Annotated in this window: 13 protein-coding genes; 8 read left to right on the top strand and 5 right to left on the bottom strand. The window is 62.2% G+C overall.

Annotated elements, in window-relative coordinates; all coding sequences use genetic code 11:
* Nucleotides 1-189: 189 nt before the first annotated feature.
* The gene (locus tag QX034_RS06440) at nucleotides 190-1,683 is read left to right on the top strand and encodes an FAD-linked oxidase C-terminal domain-containing protein (protein ID WP_316195094.1); all 1,494 of its coding nucleotides are present in this window, start codon (nucleotides 190-192) and stop codon (nucleotides 1,681-1,683) included.
* An 873-nt stretch (nucleotides 1,684-2,556) separates the two neighbouring features.
* Here the strand turns inward: QX034_RS06440 and QX034_RS06435 are convergent.
* Nucleotides 2,557-3,663: a DNA cytosine methyltransferase gene (locus tag QX034_RS06435; RefSeq protein WP_316195092.1), complete on the bottom strand. Its 1,107-nt coding sequence runs from the start codon at nucleotides 3,661-3,663 to the stop codon at nucleotides 2,557-2,559.
* A gap of 3 nt (nucleotides 3,664-3,666) precedes the next feature.
* Nucleotides 3,667-5,748 (bottom strand): Z1 domain-containing protein, encoded by a 2,082-nt coding sequence (locus tag QX034_RS06430; RefSeq protein WP_316195091.1) that lies wholly within the window; start codon nucleotides 5,746-5,748, stop codon nucleotides 3,667-3,669.
* 34 nt (nucleotides 5,749-5,782) lie between these two features.
* On the opposite strand from QX034_RS06430, the gene QX034_RS06425 reads away from it, so the two are divergent.
* Nucleotides 5,783-6,226: a very short patch repair endonuclease gene (locus QX034_RS06425; RefSeq protein WP_316195089.1), complete on the top strand. Its 444-nt coding sequence runs from the start codon at nucleotides 5,783-5,785 to the stop codon at nucleotides 6,224-6,226.
* Nucleotides 6,227-6,498: 272 nt separating this feature from the next.
* Here the strand turns inward: QX034_RS06425 and QX034_RS06420 are convergent, their stop codons facing one another.
* Nucleotides 6,499-6,837 (bottom strand): putative quinol monooxygenase, encoded by a 339-nt coding sequence (locus QX034_RS06420; RefSeq protein ID WP_316195087.1) that lies wholly within the window; start codon nucleotides 6,835-6,837, stop codon nucleotides 6,499-6,501.
* 368 nt (nucleotides 6,838-7,205) lie between these two features.
* On the opposite strand from QX034_RS06420, the gene QX034_RS06415 reads away from it, so the two are divergent.
* From QX034_RS06415 to QX034_RS06400, 4 genes are all read left to right on the top strand, one after another.
* Complete coding sequence (locus QX034_RS06415; protein WP_316195086.1) at nucleotides 7,206-8,444, top strand: FAD-binding protein; 1,239 nt, start codon at nucleotides 7,206-7,208, stop codon at nucleotides 8,442-8,444.
* The gene (gene glcF / locus QX034_RS06410) at nucleotides 8,441-9,760 is read left to right on the top strand and encodes a glycolate oxidase subunit GlcF (RefSeq protein ID WP_315706624.1); all 1,320 of its coding nucleotides are present in this window, start codon (nucleotides 8,441-8,443) and stop codon (nucleotides 9,758-9,760) included. Before QX034_RS06415 ends, glcF begins: the two co-directional genes overlap by 4 nt.
* Nucleotides 9,761-9,809: 49 nt before the next feature.
* A complete protein-coding gene (locus tag QX034_RS06405; protein WP_316195084.1) occupies nucleotides 9,810-10,328 on the top strand; it encodes a hypothetical protein in 519 nt (172 codons plus the stop codon).
* A gap of 450 nt (nucleotides 10,329-10,778) precedes the next feature.
* On the top strand, nucleotides 10,779-11,774 hold the full coding sequence (locus QX034_RS06400; RefSeq protein WP_315744106.1) for a TorF family putative porin: 996 nt from the start codon (nucleotides 10,779-10,781) through the stop codon (nucleotides 11,772-11,774).
* A gap of 290 nt (nucleotides 11,775-12,064) precedes the next feature.
* On the opposite strand, the gene QX034_RS06395 is transcribed toward QX034_RS06400, so the two are convergent.
* Nucleotides 12,065-13,831 carry an ABC transporter ATP-binding protein/permease gene (locus QX034_RS06395; protein ID WP_316195082.1) on the bottom strand — a complete coding sequence of 589 codons (1,767 nt, stop codon included), beginning with the start codon at nucleotides 13,829-13,831 and terminating at the stop codon, nucleotides 12,065-12,067.
* Nucleotides 13,832-14,171: 340 nt separating this feature from the next.
* On the opposite strand from QX034_RS06395, the gene QX034_RS06390 reads away from it, so the two are divergent.
* Nucleotides 14,172-15,836, top strand: a complete 1,665-nt coding sequence (locus QX034_RS06390) for an L-lactate permease (RefSeq protein WP_315706627.1) — start codon at nucleotides 14,172-14,174, stop codon at nucleotides 15,834-15,836.
* Between the two features lie 142 nt (nucleotides 15,837-15,978).
* Complete coding sequence (locus QX034_RS06385; protein ID WP_315706628.1) at nucleotides 15,979-16,389, top strand: hypothetical protein; 411 nt, start codon at nucleotides 15,979-15,981, stop codon at nucleotides 16,387-16,389.
* Nucleotides 16,390-16,446: 57 nt separating this feature from the next.
* Here the strand turns inward: QX034_RS06385 and QX034_RS06380 are convergent, their stop codons facing one another.
* Nucleotides 16,447-17,640, bottom strand: coding sequence for a hypothetical protein (locus tag QX034_RS06380; RefSeq protein WP_316195080.1), 1,194 nt, complete (start codon nucleotides 17,638-17,640; stop codon nucleotides 16,447-16,449).
* Nucleotides 17,641-17,784 lie beyond the last annotated feature (144 nt).

The raw sequence follows: 17,784 nt of genomic DNA, 5'->3' as shown, positions 1-17,784 counted from the left end.
GACAAATGTGCACTGCGGTTGTGGCATGACGTTTCCGCAGAGACAAGCCGCCACGCTCCCGTTGGAGTTATCAATCTTTCCGATCTGTTTGCGCAGCAGCAAAGATCGAAAGCCGGTCTCGCAGCCTATCCAAGCCGCTGTCGTTGTGATTGATATGGCTCGATAAATCGAAACGCTGGGAGAGCCGCGATGGCCATCAAGATGCCGGAAGCCGATCAGGCGGTGCTGATGCGCCGCAGCGAAATCGTCGCCGCCTTGCGCGCTATCGTACCGGGCGAAGGCGTCATCGACAGCCCTGCCGAGATGCTTCCTTATGAGTCCGATGGACTGATGGCCTACCGGCAGCCTCCGATGGTCGTCGTGCTGCCGGACTCGACGGAACAGGTCTCGAAAGTTCTGAAATACTGCCACGAGAATGGCATCAAGGTGGTTCCGCGCGGCTCGGGAACCTCCCTCTCCGGCGGCGCGCTGCCGCTTGCGGATGGCGTGCTGCTGGGCCTCGGCAAGTTCAAGCGAATCCGCGAAATCGATTTCCACAACCGCGTCGTCGTCACCGAGCCTGGCGTCACCAATCTCGCGATCAGCCAGGCGGTCGCGCATGCCGGCTTCTACTACGCGCCCGATCCGTCTTCGCAGATCGCCTGTTCGATCGGCGGCAACATCGCTGAGAATTCCGGCGGTGTGCATTGCCTGAAATACGGCATGACCACCAACAACGTGCTCGGCTGCGAGTTCGTGCTGATGACGGGCGAGGTGTTGCGAATCGGGGGCAAGTGCGCGGAGAACGCGGGCTACGACCTGATGGGGCTGATCACGGGGTCGGAAGGCCTGCTCGGCGTCGTCACGGAAGTCACCGTGCGCATCCTGCAAAAGCCCGAAACGGCTCGCGCGCTGATGGTGGGCTTCGCCGAGGTCGAGGCGGCCGGCGAATGCGTCGCGCGCATCATCGGCGCCGGAATCATCCCCGGCGGCATGGAGATGATGGACAAGCCGGCCATTCATGCGGCGGAAGCCTTCGTCCATGCCGGCTATCCGCTCGACGTGGAAGCGCTCCTGATCATCGAGCTCGACGGGCCGGCCGTCGAAGTGGACGAACTGATCACCCGCGTCGAGGCGATCGCCAATGGCTGCGGCTCGACCACCTGCCGCATCTCGACCTCGGAGGCGGAACGCAACCTGTTCTGGGCCGGCCGCAAGGCGGCGTTTCCGGCCGTCGGCCGCATCTCGCCGGATTATCTCTGCATGGACGGCACGATTCCGCGCGGCGCGCTGCCGAAGGCCTTGGCGCGGATCCGCGAACTGTCCGAAAAATACCAGCTGCGCTGCGCCAACGTCTTCCATGCCGGCGACGGCAATCTGCATCCGCTGATCCTGTACGATGCCAACAAGCCCGGCGAGATCGAGCGGGCGGAAGCCTTCGGCGCCGACATCCTGCGCTGCTGCGTCGAGCTCGGCGGCGTCCTGACCGGCGAACATGGCGTCGGCATCGAGAAGCGCGATTTGATGCCGGAGATGTTCACCGAGATCGACCTCAATCAGCAGCAGCGCGTCAAATGCGCCTTCGACAATCAAGGCCTGCTCAATCCCGGCAAAGTCTTCCCGACCCTGCATCGCTGCGCCGAACTCGGCCGCATGCACGTCCATGGCGGCAAGCTCGCCTTCCCGGACATTCCGCGGTTCTGAAGGGGGCGCCGGCGCTTCAGCGTCGTCATTGAGGAGCGCAAGCGACGAAGCAATCCAGAGTCGTGGGCGGGACTCTGGATTGCGTCGCTTCGCTCGCAATGACGGCGCAGAGAGTCGTCCTCATCCCATCACATCCCACCCCGCAGACACACGTCAGCAGTCCCGCGGCGCGTTGCGCCCGGGTGTTGCGACCGACACACCCTTCGAAACGATCGAGAGGGCGCGGGGAATGCCGGGTGAAGGCCTCACCCATGGCCCGCCTGCAGAAAAAAAGCAGGCGGCAGTCACCACAGGTTCAGCCGGTCATCCGGCATTCCCCGCGCGCTGGTTTTAACGCTTATACGTGCTCGCCCCGGGGACCGGCTCGATTGCCCCCGTCCGCGTGAAGCAAAGCTTCATCGCGTCGCGCAATGCGCTGTCAGCGCGTTGCGCTAGGCCTCAGCACCGGGAGGCCAGGCCCACACGATTTCACGTCCGCGTCGCAGTCGTTCGTCGGCATGGCTTTGATTGAGCATGATCTTATCGGAAAACCGCTTCGCACTTTTCCGGATCATGCTGCCACGCTGCGACCCGACACGGCCACCGCATCCCCACCTCACGTATCGTGACGACCGCGCGTACGCCCCTCTCGGCAAGGCAGGATACGCGCAGGATTGCACGATTTCTGTAAAAACGAAATAGAAAAATTTGTCGTCTCGAAGCAGGCTCGCTGTTCTGCGTTGAAATCGCTCGCGAAATGAGTTTTTCCGCGCGGGGCTATCGTGCCCCAGCCGACCGCGAATGCGCATCGATCGCGCAAAACCGCTGAGGTGATTTGCCCAACGCGCCGGCCGGCGCGCGAGAACGCAAGCTTGAACCCAAGCCGACTATCTATCACATATAGGGTCTGACATGCCGCTTAATGCTTCTCCCGATGGCTCGGCCAAGCATTACCGGAACAGCATTACCAATGTGTCGGGCTGTATGCGTGATTCCCACGTCCGCCGGATCGCCAAAAATGTAGCTGTCTGGGAAGGTCTGAAATCGCGCTGCCTCGCGCAACGAGATCGCGCGATTTTGCGTAGGATGACCGAATCTTCCCGTACCCAACGTCGTGCACTGCGTTGTCATCGTCGGCGCCGGATCATCCCATCGCATGCGGCCGTAAACCGTGACCATGTACGACCGGCCGGACTCGCGGCGATAGCACTTGGGTTTCAGATCCGGTCCCCAGCTCTTGGCGCTTCCACCGTTCTTCGGCGTAGCAGCAATGCGCCTTTTGTTCAGCTCGCTCAATTTGCTCGCCCGATGCATAGGATCATTCTTATCGACACCGCCATCCTTAAGCCGTGGAAGCGATTCTATCGTGTCACGCACGGTGACCAGCGTAGCGTCGTCATGCGTGTACGGAATCAGCTTTATCTCGCCGAGCTTCGACGCGAGGAGAACGAGCCGGTTGCGGCGTTGAGGAACGCCGTAGCGAGAAGCATCGACCGTCTCATATGCGACGTGATAGCCCGCCTTCTTCAGCGCCCTGACGAAATCGGCAAATACCGGATACTTGTCCGTGTTGGACAGATCAGGCACGTTTTCCATGGAGACGACCTCGGGTTTCGTCGCCCTCACGAGCCGCATGAAACGATAAAGTGGGTACCAACGTTCGCGCTTCTCTTTCTCGGAGAGCTTGCGCCGCGTAAGCGTCGAGTACGGCTGACAAGGCGCGCAGCCGACTAGCACTCGGATCGTGGCATCGCCAAATAGCTCATTTAGTTCGCGCGCCGTGAATCGCGCGATGTCTTTTGAAATAAAAATCGCGTCGTTGTTCGCTTCGAACGCTGTTTTGCAGCTCGCGTCGCTGTCGATACCAGCCACGACGTTGAAGCCTTCGAGGACGAGGCCGTGCGAGAGGCCCCCGATGCCGCAATAAGCGTCGACGACTTTTATTTTGCGTTTGTGAAAGGAAGGAAGCTTCCGCTTCGCCACGCGCCGCACACCGGACATGACTCAAGAACCGCGATTGAAGATGAAGAGATTGGGGAAGCCGTTCGGAATGACGAACGTCGGGTACATGAAAAGCTGGCCGCCGCCAACCGCGCTCGCCGCCGTCGTTGTCGCGGACATGATCCAGAGGGTCGGTATCGCCGCGTTGCGCGCTTGGCGCAACTCGTCGCCCGAAAGCGTACCAGTCGATATGAAGCCGTCCTGACCAACGGTACGATCGGCAGTACGGAACCGAACGCGGATTTGGTCGCCAAATTCGCCAGCGACTTTCTTCATTACGTCGGCGATCGTGCCATCCCGCCAGGTATTACGCGAATTCGTGCGAATGGGCGCGACGAGCGCCGCCGCGGTACCAGGATTGATCACTACTCCGGCCGCTGCGGCGGCCTCGATTTGATCAGGGGTACCGTTTGCGACATTGAACAGCACCCGAAGCTGTCCCAGCACTCGCTGATAGGCGCGCGGGTTCTGCGGCACGACAATTACATTCGGATAGATGTGCTGCCCTGGCTGAAGCGTGTCGATCTTGCCGACTTCCAGCACGCCTTGCCGCGTTGCTCGGAGGCTGAACGCCACCTGGACCGGAAATGTCGTCGGCAGCCGCGCGATGTTGTCTTCCACGAACTGCCTCAAGTCCATGTCGGAACGGTGAATGTCGCGGAACCGATAGTACAAGTGACGGGGAATGAAAAGCCGCGTGTACGGAAGCGTATCGGTTCGGTAGCCGTACATGCGAGCGTGCTGATGCATCGTGTCAATTTGAGAAATTTTCGTTTCCCGCACGTAGTATGTGACCAGAAGGTCGCGGATTGCAATGCCACGCCCTAAGGTATTCCCGCCGATCAAGAAATTGAGGCAACGGCCATAGTCTATGCCCGTCCGCTTCGTCCGAGCGTTGACGACGAGTATCCGGCGTCCGGGGAGATATTCGCGGATCGTTCGCACGACATCATCAAATTGGGGGGTATTGGTGCCAAGCGTCGCGGTCAGTTCTGTATAGGCCGTCCTAAGCCCGCCCATGATGTCGGTCGGGTCGGTCGCCCCAAGCGTGACGCCGTACACGTTGGTCAAAAAGACGTTGATCCTCTGCTCGGCGTTCGCTTGTTCGTCGTTTTTCAAGCTGGGATGGCAGAGGTAAGAGTATCCACGCTCCGGCAGGCCTCGATTGATGATTGCCGATGCAGCCGACACGAGGAAGAACAAGATGGAGGACCGGAGGCCCGCCGGCATCGGACGGGCGAGATTCAAAAGCAGCTGTTGATCATTCCGGTCAACTAGCGAGATCAACGCGGCATTGTTTTCGGGCTCGTCCGTGTCGAAGAACTGATCTCCACCGACATACGTGGAGCCGGGCGGCAGCATTACGTTGAAAGACGGCCGATTGTTGGAATCGGCGCTCTGTAGAAGGACGGCTTGTGGAGTTCCGGTCACGCTGACGTACACGTGCCGCGGCAAGGCCGGACGCAATGTGCTTTGAATGATGTTGTTGATGGCGCTAGGCGCGACGGCGATGCCTCTCGAGCGCCGCCGCATATTGGTGTCCAACGATGCTTGATCGCCCTCATCGTCGAAGATGATCGCCGGAAACCGGTCGGCGGCGATTTCCCGCAGAAAGGCGGCGATGTTCGACAAGCTCTGGGAGCCTTTCGAGCAGATCAGCAGCAATCGCCCGTCGCCGCGCTCGAGATGTAGGCGCGTCGTCGGCACTTCGCGGTCAAGATCGTTATCTTTGGTGAAGGTTACGATACCTGGCAGCCCGCTGGAAAAGTCGATATGAGTTTGCGACACCAAATCGTTGATGTTGCTGGTCATTACGACCGAAACCCTAAATCCATTGTCAAAGGCCAGGGCCGTGCTCGCGATCATCGCCCGTGTTTTGCCACTCTGGATGCGACCATAAACGAGGCCGGTCGGAGGACGGTTTGGCGCGGGTGCCACAGTGACGTCTCTGGCGGGCGGAACTCCATAAGACGTCATTACGGCGCTGACGATATTGCGGGCATTTCGTACAGTGTCGTCGCGCTGGGCATCCCGTAGCTCCAGCGCATCAAGCGTTCTCGTGAAATATGGACCGTCGGTGATCATGATTCTCGATTATAGTTTAAGTTGAAACGTGTAAATGAAGTATCATTTCATAATGCCCGATTGGATGTCAAAGGCCGAACGCAGCCGACATATGGGCTTAGTGCGAAGCCGAAATACGCGCTTCGAACTAGCGATGATGCGCAGGCTCAGCGCCGAGCTTTATCCTCTCGGCTATCGCTATCGAAAACACTATCGCGCTGCCAAAGGAACGCCGGACATCGCCTTCGTCGGGCTCCGGATCGCGGTCTTTTTCGACAGCGATTTTTGGCATGGCCGGAACTATCCTAGACTAAAGTCGCGGATGACGCCTTTCTGGCGGGCCAAAATCGAGCGCAACATGGAGCGCGACAAAGAGGTCGATCGAGCCTTGCGCAAGGACGGCTGGACCGTGATGCGGTTTGGCGAGGCCGAGATAAAGATCGATCCCGCTGGGGTTGTCCATAAGATCAAGAAGCAGTTGTCGAAGGCGGAACGCTAGAACCTCCGTATTCGGTTTCGCCAAACTCCGCCAGCGCCTTGGCCAAATCGCCGAACCATGGGCTGTGGAATTGCGGTGACAGTGCTGGACTGCACCCCTGAAGTGAGACACGATAATTTCAGTGACAGAATTGCGGTGACAGTGCATTTTATTAAGGCGTAGCGCGCCGGACGTTGCCGCTGAAAAATCGCATCTGACGCCGGTCTGTCCCTTACCTCGCAGGAAACGGACAGACCGCTATCTCCCTAACCCCGGCCTTTATGGGTCACGGCCTAGATCAGCCCGTATTGCATCCGCTCTCGCCGCGCCAGCAGCGGCAAGGCTTGGCCCGCGATGTAGGTCTTGAAGTGGGCGCTCTCCTGGTGCGCCTGGAACGCGGCCTCGTCGCGGAACAGCTCGTAGAACAGGAACTGCGCCGGGTTGTCCTTGGCGCGGGAGATCAGGAACAATTGGGCGCCGGGCTCCTTCTGCGCCTCCGGGAGGAAGCGTGACAGGATCTCGGCGACGCGGTCGGCCTCGCCGTCCTTGGCTTCCCATTGCGCCACCACCAGCAGGCCGCCGCCGCTGACGGCCTCGTTCACCGTTGTCGTGTCGATTGCATATCGCGCCATTGTCGTCATCCTCTCGTTCGGGGTTCCGCGAGGCCATCGATAGCTCCGTTCCGGTAGCGGATAGTTCGATCGTGGATGAACAATGGATGCGGGATGGCGCGCGCGCCCGAGCGTTCCGCGGCATCGAACCGGATGCGCCACGCGCAGGCTGCACGTTCCGTCACGCCCACCCTTGTGTCCGGCCTCCAACGCTCGGGATCATGATGCGATCGGCAGGAATCGCATCATGATCTCATCTGCTTGATTGAGCACGATTTTTTCGCCAGAGCGGGCTGCACTTTTCGCAGCTCATGCTCTAGAAGGATGCCAACGCCGGTGGCGGCGCCTCGCGCGGCCGCCTGGGATCATCAACAAGCAAGGCAGCAGTGGTGGACGCCCTCAAAGTACGGAATGCAGCCGATGTCGAGGAGGCGGTGCGCGCCGCCATCGCCGGCGATCAGCCGCTCGAGATCATCGGGCACGGCTCGAAGCGGCCAATCGGCCAGCCGACGGCGACCAATGCGGTGCTCGACCTCTCGGCCCTGAACGCCGTCATTTCCTACGAGCCGAACGAGCTGATCATCACGGTGCAGGCCGGCGCGCCGCTCGCTGACGTGCTGTCGCTGATCGATTCGAAAAGCCAGCAATTCGCCTTCGAGCCGGTCGATACCGGGCCGCTGCTGGGCCTGCCGGGCAGGGGGACGATCGGCGGCATGATCGCGGCCGGGCTGGCCGGTCCGCGCCGGATCAAGGCCGGCGGCGCGCGCGATCATCTGCTCGGCGCGCACGCGGTGTCCGGCTTCGGCGAGAGCTTCAAGACCGGCGGCAAGGTGGTGAAGAACGTCACCGGCTACGACCTCTGCAAGCTGCTGGCGGGGTCCTGGGGCACGCTCGCCGTCATGACCGAGGTGACGCTGAAGGTGATGCCGCGTCCCGAGGCCGAGCGGACGCTGGTGCTGCGCGGCCTGGACGCCGATAGGGCCAATCAGGCGATGACGGCGGCACTTGGGTCGGCCTTCGACGTGTCGGGGGCGGCGCATCTGCCTGCATCGCTGTCCGGCACCGAGGCCGACGGGCTGACGAAAATTGCTGCTCCGGGACAGTCCATGACCCTGCTGCGCCTGGAGGGCATCACCGCGTCGGCGGTGGATCGCGCCGCCTCGCTTGCCAAGCAGCTGATGCCGTTCGGAACGGCCGAGATCCTTGAGGATGACGCATCGGCCGCAATCTGGAGCGCCGTGCGCGACGTGCTGCCGTTCGCCGCCCACGGTCCGCTCGGGACCTGGCCGGTGTGGCGCATCGTCTGTCCGCCGGGCTCGGGCGGCAGGCTGGGCCAGGTTCTCGCGCGGGAGACGGGCGGGCAGGTGATCTACGATTGGGGCGGCGGCCTGATCTGGCTGGCGCTGCCGCCGCAGCCCGAGGCCGCGGCGACGCAGGTGCGCCGGCATGTCGGCGCCGCCGGCGGCCACGCGACGCTGCTGCGCGCCTCCGAAGACGTCCGGCACAGGGTGGACGTCTTCCAGCCGCAATCGGCCGGTGTGGCCGCACTCGAGGAGCGCGTGCGCGCCTCCTTCGATCCGAAAGCCATTCTCAATCGCGGCCGTCTGCGGCGGAGTGTTGCGCCATGAAAACCGAATTCAGCCTGGCGCAGCTCGCCGATCCCGATATCGCAGTCGCCGACAAGATCCTGCGGGCCTGCGTGCATTGCGGGTTCTGCACCGCGACCTGTCCGACCTATGTGCTGCTCGGCGACGAGCTCGACAGTCCGCGCGGCCGGATCTACCTGATCAAGCAGATGCTGGAGAAGGACCAGGCGCCGACCGCTGACGTCGTCAAGCATATCGACCGCTGCCTGTCGTGCCTGTCCTGCATGACGACCTGTCCGTCCGGCGTCCACTACATGCACCTGGTCGACCAGGCGCGGGTGCGGATCGAGAAGACCTATCGGCGGCCGCTGGCCGATCGACTGCTGCGGGCCGTGCTCGCCGCCGTCCTGCCGAGCCCCAAGGCGTTTCGGCTCGCCACGCGGCTTGCGCGGCTGGGGCGGCCGGTGACCGCCCTCTTGCCCAAGCCCTCGGCGTCGAGTGGCCCCACACCGAGCCTGCTCCGCAGGGTGCGGGCCATGCTGGACCTGGCGCCGGCCGAGCTGCCGCCGCCAGGCCCCTCCGGCGGCGCGGTGTTTCCGGCCCAGGGCGAGCGCCGTGGCCGGGTCGCCCTGCTGCAGGGGTGTGCGCAACAGGCTCTGGCGCCGCGCATCAATCAGGCCGCGATCAACATGCTCACGCGGCACGGCGTCGAGGTGGTGCTGGTCCGGGACGAGCAATGCTGCGGCGCGCTAACTCATCACATGGGACGGGACGAAGACGCGCTGGCGCGGGCCCGCGCCAACGTCCGGGCGTGGACCGCGGAGCGCGATCGCGGCGGCCTGGACGCCATCCTGGTGACCACATCCGGCTGCGGAACCGTGATCAAGGACTACGGCCATATGCTGCGGGAAGACCCGCAATATGCCGCGGCCGCCGCGACCGTCTCGGCCCTGGCCAAGGACATCACCGAGTATCTCGGCGCGATCGAACTGAGATCGGCCGCACCTAAAGCTGAGATCGTGGTGGCCTATCACTCCGCATGTTCGCTGCAACATGGTCAGAAAATCACGGCCCTTCCGAAAGAATTACTTTCCAAGATGGGATTCGTAGTGAAAGATGTGCCGGAGAGTCATTTGTGTTGCGGTTCGGCGGGGACCTACAACATTCTCCAGCCTGACATCGCGGTGAGGCTGCGTGATCGGAAGGTCGCCAACATCGCAACCGTCAAGCCGGATGTGATTGCTGCGGGCAATATCGGCTGCATGATGCAGATCGCCAGTGGCACGTCAGTTCCTGTGGTCCACACGATTGAGCTTCTCGACTGGGCGACGGGCGGTCCTCGGCCAGGAATCAATTGAGCGATGGGCGTCGTGCGCGACCAGCCGGCCCCATCCGGCGTCCGCCGGAATGCTCGGCGGCAACAGGAGGATCACGATGGCGAAAGACAAAAAGGACAAGAAAGACAAGAAGGATAAAAAGAAAAAGAAGCTGATGGCGCAGGCCAAGAAGGCAGCCAAGAAGACGGCGAAGAAATCCGCCAAGACGTCTGCAAAGAAGGCCGCGAAAAAGGCTCCGAAGAAGGCAGCCAAGAAAGCCACCAAGAAAGCCGCCAAGAAGACCGCGAAGAAAGCTGCAAAGAAGGCGACGAAGAAGGTAGCCAAGGCTCCGGCGAAGAAAGCCAAGAAGGCTGCGGCGAAGAAGGCGGCCAAGGCGCCCGCCAAGAAGGCGGCGGCAGCCGTACCGGCGCCGAAGAAGAAAGCCGCCAAGAAGCGCGCCCCGAAGGCCGCGCCAGCCGAGCCGATCTTCGACATGAGCCACGCCGAAACGCCCGAAACCGAATCGGCGCAGGGTGAAAGCTGGGCGGGACCGACGTCCGAGCCCGTCGAAACCGGCGACGATGAAACGGCCGCCGGCGCGGGCCGGTAGCTGAAGCTAGTCCCTGCTTGAATCATTCGGAAAGCCGCAGCGATTGCTGCGGCTTTTTGCTTGCGCCGGCTCGAACTTGCTTGCGCTGGCTCGAACCTACTCGCGGGCCAGGGTTTCCCGCCGCGACATTGATCTCGACGCCCGGCGCAAAATGCGCGGGCTGATTCGCTCGGCTGCGCCCCGTGCCATCCTGGTGTGGCTGTCATGTCTCGGATGCATTCCCGATACTTCTACTCGCGGTAAAGTTTGTTGTTCAAATGCAACAGCTGCCGACAACCTGCCGTAGAAGCGCCAAAACGCCTAAAAAGGCGGCAAATGCCGCGCTTTTTTGCTTCTCCAATGCCTGGGACCTGACACAAATTGCCGATGGTTTGACGCAGTCGGTTTGTTTGTGTCCCGGGGGGATCGGAAATCGGACTGATGTTTGGAAGCTAGGTGATGGGGATCGTCATGCGGAAATGGACTTTGTTGGCAACGGCGCTGGCAATGGTATCGGGGTCGGCTTTCGCGGCGGATCTGCCGATGAAAGCTCTGAAGGCGCCTCCGGCTCCGGCCTTCGAGCCCTGGGATGTCGCCTTCGGCGGCGCGATCATGAACGACTACATCTTCCGCGGCGTCACCCAGTCGAACCACAAGCCGTCGGTCGCCGCCTACATCGAGCCGCGCTACAACGTCACCAAGGACCTGCAGCTCTATTTGGGCGTCTCCGGCGAGAGCATTTCCTTCGCCAACCGCGCCGCGGCTGAGATCGACGTCTACGGCGGTATCCGCCCGACCTTCGGCGCCTTCGCCTTCGACATCGGCGTGTGGGGCTATCTGTATCCGGGCGGCACCTGCCAGTTCGGCGGCACCGGGTTTGACTTCGCCGGGAATTTCCAGGGCACCGAGTGCGCCACCAACTTCCTGCTCAACGGCAACACCATGAAGAAGGACGTCAGCTTCTTCGAGGTCTACGGCAAGGGCACCTACACCATCAACGACAACTGGGCCGTCGGCTTCACCGAGTTCTATACGCCGAGCTTCCTGAACTCCGGCGCCTGGGGCAACTACACCTCGGTCACCGGCAAGTGGACCGCGCCGGCTGATCTGTTCGGTTCGAGCGGCGTCGGCATGTATGTCTCCGGTGAGTTCGGCCGTCAGTGGTTCGGCACCACCGACAGCTTCTACGGCACTGCGGTATTCCCGAATGGCATCCATTACGCCGACTACAACACCTGGAACGTCGGCATCGGCTTCACCTACAAGGTGTTCACGCTCGACCTGCGTTACTCCGACACCAACCTGTCGAAGGGTGATTGCAGCGTCTTCACCGGTGCCTTCAACGCGACCGTCGGAGCGGCGCCCGTTACCGGCAACAATCCGCTGGGAGCCAGTTCGAACTGGTGCGGCGCGGCTGGCATCGCCAAGCTCTCGTTCGACCTGACGGCGATGAGCAATCTGAAGTAAGTTCGGTCCTCAAGACTTGAGGACGAGGGGCGGCAGAGCGATCTGCCGCCCCTTTGCTTTTGCGTGGGGATCATCGAAGGCGGACAAACGGCCGGCGTCGGATCGACATGCGAACCAATGGGACTTCGCGGGGAAGCCGATGATTGGCGCTCGCGACCGCATCGGTCCAGCTCCGCCGTTGGCACTGGACGGCGGAGGATTGCGACATGCGCAACGCCAGCAATACCTCCGTTGCAGCCTGCAACAGGCCAACTCCGCACCGTAGGCCGCCAGCGGCTTCGCCGTTCCCTCTACTCGCCGCTTCCGGCGGAGTAGGCTTTCGCTTGCTGGTCCTTGTTGCGGAGGGCAAACCGATCGCCCTCGCGGGTCAGTTCGACCCTGCGGTCATGAAGCTCGTGAAGCGTCGAGCGATGGCCGATCGAGACGATGGTGGTATCGGGCAGGCGCTCCTGCAGCATGCGATAGAGCGTGGCCTCGGACGGCTCGTCCAGGGAGGCCGTCGCCTCGTCCAGGAACAGGTATTGAGGCGCATGCAGCAACGCCCGCGCGATCCCGAGCCGCTGCTGTTCGCCCAGCGACAGCGTGCGATTCCAGTGTCCATCGTCTTCCAGCTGCTCGCTGAGCTGCGGCAGCCCCACCGCCGCGAGCGCAGCCCTGACCTGGTCGTCGCTGAAGGCATCGGATGGCGCCGGATAGACGATCGCCGCTTTCAGAGCCCCGATCGGGAAATAGGGCCGCTGCGGCAACATCATCAGCTTGGCATGGGCGGGCACGCTGATGACGCCGGCGCCAAATGGCCAGACGCCGGCGATGGCGCGGAATAAGGTCGACTTGCCTGCCCCTGATGGGCCGGTCACCAGGGTGCTTTCACTGCCGCGAATGCTGAAGCCATCCGCCGAGATCAACGGCAGGCCGTTCGGAAGTTTGAGCAGCAGCTGCTCCATCTCGATCGCGTCGCGGCCGGCCGCACTGACAAGGTCGACGGTTTCCGGCTCGCTGGACAGCGATATCGCGCTGTCGATCGACATCTCGAAGCCGTCGAGGCGGGCGACTGTCGCGCGCCAATCAGCAAGCGTTCGGTATGCGCTGACGAAAAACGACAATGCACCTTGTACGGTCGAAAACGCGGAAGCAGTCTGCATCATGCCGCCCAGCGCGATCGTCTTGGCGAAATAGGCGGGTGCAACCACGACATAAGGAAAGATCACGACCGCCTGCGAATAGCCGGCTGTGAATGCTGTCAGCCGCTTGGTCCGGCTCATGATCTGGTACCAGTTGTTCACCACGCGGCCGAAGCGCGTCGACAGCTGTCCCTGCTCCGCCTGCTCGCCTCTCAACAGCGCGATCTGCTCGGAGTTTTCACGGACACGGACCAGATTGAAGCGGAAATCGGCTTCGAACCGCTGCTGCTCGAAATTGAGGTTGACCAGCGGAGAGCCGATCCACTGCGTGAGCGCGGTGCCGAAAATCGCGTACATCAAGGCGATCCAGACGAGATAGCCGGGGATCGCGACTTCGCCGCCAAACAGGCGCAGCGGAGCGGCGTTTGACAGACCCCACAGCACGACGACGAAGGACGCCAGCGACACGATCGAGCTGAGCAGACCGATCGTGATGCCCAATGTCTGCTCGATGAACTGCTTGACGTCCTCGGCAATGCGCTGGTCGGGATTGTCGGCCGCATCGCCCTTGAGCTGCATCCGATAGTGGTTGGCTCCGTCGAGCCAGCGGCGGAGATAGACCTCGGTCATCCATCGTCGCCAGCGGATCTGCAGCCACTGATTGAGATAGAGCTGGTAGACCGACAGGACGATGAAGGCCGCTCCGAGGACGAGAAAGACGCCGATCAGCCAAACGAAGGTGTTCCAGTCGTACTGCTGAAGGGCGTTGTAGAACCGGTTCTGCCACTCATTGACCAGGACCTGGATGGCGACCAGCGAGAGCTCGATCGCGATCACGGCCGCGAGCAGAACCCGGCCGGCGAGCTTGTCCTCGGACCGGAAATAGGGGATGGCGATCCGCCAGACGATGGCGATGGTCGAGCGCAGATTGTTCACTAGCTGACTGCTCCGAAGACAGGGCTCATGGCCCCCAACCGGGAAAGAATGCCGCGGCGCAAATAGCCGGGGTGGACCCTCATGGAGGGTAGACTAAAGTCGTAAGCGGCGCGACCGGGGTTCACTTGTGGTTCAGTTGCCTCAGACCCTAGCATGGGCCACGGCGCGGGGTGGGAACTGCCGAAGATTTCGCGAGAATTTGAGCACAGTTTGGCGCTGCCAAGCATGTGATCAGGTTCCGTGTTCCGGCGTGATTCGCGCCCCCGGCGCCATATCGGCCTGACCCGCCCTGCCGGGCAAAGGCCCAAGAAGCTCAAATGGGGAGTTGGGGAGGAAAGTCATGTGGAACCAAATCTATAACCCACTCGGGAGCGCCGCGCTGTCGACCATCGCGGCCGCAATCCCTGTGGTCACGCTGCTGGTGCTGATCGCCAGCGGCAAGGTGAAGGCGCATATCGCGGCCATCATCGCCGTGATCGTGACCAACCTGATCACGATCTTCATCTTCACGATGCCACCCAATATGTCGATCCGGGCCACCGTGCTCGGCATCGTGACCGGCTTTTTCCCGATCGGCTGGATCGTGCTGAACGTCATCTTCCTCTACCAAGTTACGGTTTCGACCGGCCGCTTTGAACTCTTGAAGCGTGCGGTCGGCGGCGTGACCGAGGATCGGCGACTGCAATTGCTGCTGGTCGCGTTTTCCTTCGGCGCATTTTTCGAAGGCGCCTCCGGCTTCGGCACGCCCGTGGCGATCACCGGTGCCGTGCTCATCGGCCTCGGCTTCTCGCCGCTGGCGGCCTCCGGCCTGTCGCTGATCGCCAACACCGCACCGGTGGCCTATGGCGCGCTGGGCACGCCGATCCAGGGCCTCGCTTCGGTGACGGGTCTCGATCCCTACATTCTCGGCGCGATGGTTGGACGCCAACTGCCGGTGTTCTCCCTGATCGTTCCGTTTTGGGTGGTGTGGGCATTCGCGGGCTGGAAGGGCATGAAGGACGTCTGGCCGGCCGTGCTGGTCACCGGCATCTCCTTTGCGGTCCCGCAATTCCTGATCTCCAACTACGTCAACCCCTGGATCGTCGATATCGGCGCCTCGCTGATCTCGATGGGCACCTTGATCCTCTTCCTGCGGGTCTGGCAGCCGAAGCAATTGTGGCTGTCGCCCGCCCTGCGTGGCCGCGACGAATCGGCTGCGACCATGACCGCGCCGAAGCCGCTCGATCGCACGCCGCTGACGCAAGCCGAGCTGTGGAGCGCATTGCTGCCGTGGATCATCGTCTGCATCGTGATGCTGATCTGGGGCAATGGCGGCTTCAAGACCTGGGCGAATTCGATCTTCACCTGGAACTACGCCGTGCCCGAGCTGGACAAGATGATCTACAAGATGCCGCCGGTTGCGGCGAAGCCGACGCCGGAGGGAGCGGTGTTCTCGTTCACCTACCTGTCGTTTACCGGCACGGGCATGCTGATCGCGGCGATCATCTCCGGCTTCCTGATGGGGGTGAAGCCCGGCAAGCTCATCGCTGAATATGGCCGGACGATCAGGCTCTGCGCGATCTCGCTGATCACCATCTCGGCGATGCTTGCGATCGGAACGCTGACGCGGCTGTCCGGCGTCGACGCCACGCTTGGTCTCGCCTTCGCTGCAACCGGAGTGCTCTATCCGTTCTTCGGCACCCTGCTGGGCTGGTTGGGCGTGGCACTGACAGGATCGGACACCGCTTCAAACGTGCTGTTCGGCAATCTGCAGAAGATCACGTCGGAGCAGCTCGGCCTGCCGTCGATTCTGATGGCGGCGGCGAACTCGTCCGGCGGCGTGATGGGCAAGATGATCGACGCGCAGTCGATCGTCGTCGCCTCTACTGCGACCAATTGGTACGGGCATGAAAGCTCGATCCTGCGCTACGTCTTCCTGCATTCGATCGTGCTGGCCTGCCTGGTCGGCATCTTCGTGACGCTGCAGGCTTACGTCTATCCGTTCACGGCGATGGTGCTGAAGTAAAGCCGCTTCACTTTGGAAAAATCCCCGCGCGAGGCCAGCTCGCGCGGGGATTGCTATTTTTGGGTCACAATTATGCGGGAGCCGTGCCGCCGCCGTGATCGCCAGTGGATGAAGGCGAACGTTGAACGATCGAGAGGGGGCTATGGTTTCTGTGAAGCGAGGGGCTGCTGGATGCGTGGCCGTGTTGTTTGTCGCGATAGCAGGCTTGCAGGCGGCCCGTGCCGACGCGGGCTTTCCATTCGGCATGGAGATGACCCTCGACGCGCTGCCGCAACCTGGATCGAAGCGGGTGCCCGATCTCGATATTGGCGACAACGGCGAGACCGTGCTGGAGCTGTGGTGCAAAGGCGCGAAAGGGCAGTTCTCGGTCGCGGGCGACAGCGTGATTTTCCTGGCCAGAACCATCGAGGATCGCAATTGCCCGGCCTCGCGCGCGCAGGCCGATGACGAGCTGATTGCCGCACTGACGGCAGCAACGAATTGGAAACGGCAGGGTGATTCGATCTTCTTCGTCGGACCGAAGACGCTTCACTTTCGGCTCAATACCAATTGAGCCCGTGGACGCGCCCGGTCGCAGGTTCGGCTGCGACCGAGCGGATCGGGTCCGCAGTTATTTCCAGACGGAGTTGTCGGCGTCCCAGCGTTTCGCCTTCAGCACCTTGGCCAGCTCAGCGATGGTGCCGCCATCGTCGCGTTGGTCGCCTTCCTCGTCCCCGGACGATTCCTCCGCCAGGATCAATTTTGTGCCGCCGGCCTCGTCCACCGTGGTCGTGACGGGACTGCCGACCCACAACATCAAGGCATCCGATTCACCCGGCTTGTCCGGTGCGACCAAGCCGGTGACTTCGATGACCTCGGTGAGATCGAGGCCCGGCATCAACTGGCTCGGCCGCTTGAAGGTGAGCTTCATCTTGCCGGAGACAGGGCTCCAGGTCGTAGCCACGGCCTTGGCGCCGTAGCTCTTGGCGAGCACGTCGGAGACCGTCGCTGCCAGTTTGTCCCGGTTGATCTTGTCGCCATCGCGCCAGTCGGCCGCGGCGAAACGCAAGGTGCGGTCCATCTCGACGGCACCCGCCGTCCAGCCGGCAGTGACGACTCCGTTCATCGTTCGCGCCTTGGCGATCAGCGCCGGGGCGCGATCGGGATCGACGGTCATGCTGATGGTCTGCTCACCCGCACGCAGCGCATCGCAGCCAACGGTCAGGCTGGACAGCCCGAGCTCGACGTCTTGGCCCCTGAGGCTCTTCAGGAAATCGAGCGCCGCATCCAGCTTGATGCGCACGGCGACGGCTTCCGGCGACACGTCGGTGAAATCCTTCGGCTGCGCAACGATACCGTCGTCGGTCGACTGACTGTCCTGGAACTCCTTTTCGCTGATGTCGGAATTGTCCGTCGAGGCAACTTCCGTGACCGTCTTGCCGACCGTGATCTGGCCGCGGAATTCGAACGTGTCGCCGCTGGCCTTCTGGGTCAGCTTGACCGATACGGGATCCTTGGTGCCGTTGCTCTGCGCGGTGCCGGTCAGTGTCTGGCCGTTCACCGCCAGATTGGCCACGAAGCGATCCTTGCGTTCGGAATTCTTCTCCACCGGATAGCAGACATCCAGCGTCGCCGCGGTGATTGTCTTGCCCTGCCTGGTTTCCTTCAGGATCACATCCGCATTGCCGTCCATCAGCCCGTCGATCGCGGTGAAGTATCTGGTCTCGCTCGTGCTTGGGGCAGTCTTGCCCACCTTGCTCTGGGACCAACCGAGTTCCGGCACTGCCGCGACAACCACGGCACCAGCAAGCAAAATCGCGCGCATCATGAAAATCCTGCTTTGGGTAAGAATCGAATGACCCGAATGTCCCGACTTCGAGGTCCGCTACATATCCGCCGTGATCCGCCTTAAGCAAATCGCGTGTGGCGAATTTGAAGTTCCGAACGGTTGGTCCGCGCCTCACTCATC

It is taken from the genome of Bradyrhizobium sp. SZCCHNR3119, assembly GCF_032487775.1.
GTDB lineage: Bacteria > Pseudomonadota > Alphaproteobacteria > Rhizobiales > Xanthobacteraceae > Bradyrhizobium.
Note: the sequence above shows the minus strand (reverse complement) of the source record. Positions and strands in the feature narration are given on the sequence as shown.

What these genes read in the sequence shown, in the direction of transcription:
- QX034_RS06440 (WP_316195094.1), top strand. Translation starts at nt 190, where the DNA reads ATGGCCATCAAGATGCCGGAAGCCGATCAGGCGGTGCTGATGCGCCGC.
- QX034_RS06435 (WP_316195092.1), bottom strand. Translation starts at nt 3,663, where the DNA reads ATGTCCGGTGTGCGGCGCGTGGCGAAGCGGAAGCTTCCTTCCTTTCAC.
- QX034_RS06430 (WP_316195091.1), bottom strand. Translation starts at nt 5,748, where the DNA reads ATGATCACCGACGGTCCATATTTCACGAGAACGCTTGATGCGCTGGAG.
- QX034_RS06425 (WP_316195089.1), top strand. Translation starts at nt 5,783, where the DNA reads ATGAAGTATCATTTCATAATGCCCGATTGGATGTCAAAGGCCGAACGC.
- QX034_RS06420 (WP_316195087.1), bottom strand. Translation starts at nt 6,837, where the DNA reads ATGGCGCGATATGCAATCGACACGACAACGGTGAACGAGGCCGTCAGC.
- glcF (WP_315706624.1), top strand. Translation starts at nt 8,441, where the DNA reads ATGAAAACCGAATTCAGCCTGGCGCAGCTCGCCGATCCCGATATCGCA.
- QX034_RS06405 (WP_316195084.1), top strand. Translation starts at nt 9,810, where the DNA reads ATGCTCGGCGGCAACAGGAGGATCACGATGGCGAAAGACAAAAAGGAC.
- QX034_RS06400 (WP_315744106.1), top strand. Translation starts at nt 10,779, where the DNA reads ATGCGGAAATGGACTTTGTTGGCAACGGCGCTGGCAATGGTATCGGGG.
- QX034_RS06390 (WP_315706627.1), top strand. Translation starts at nt 14,172, where the DNA reads ATGTGGAACCAAATCTATAACCCACTCGGGAGCGCCGCGCTGTCGACC.
- QX034_RS06385 (WP_315706628.1), top strand. Translation starts at nt 15,979, where the DNA reads ATGGTTTCTGTGAAGCGAGGGGCTGCTGGATGCGTGGCCGTGTTGTTT.
- QX034_RS06380 (WP_316195080.1), bottom strand. Translation starts at nt 17,640, where the DNA reads ATGCGCGCGATTTTGCTTGCTGGTGCCGTGGTTGTCGCGGCAGTGCCG.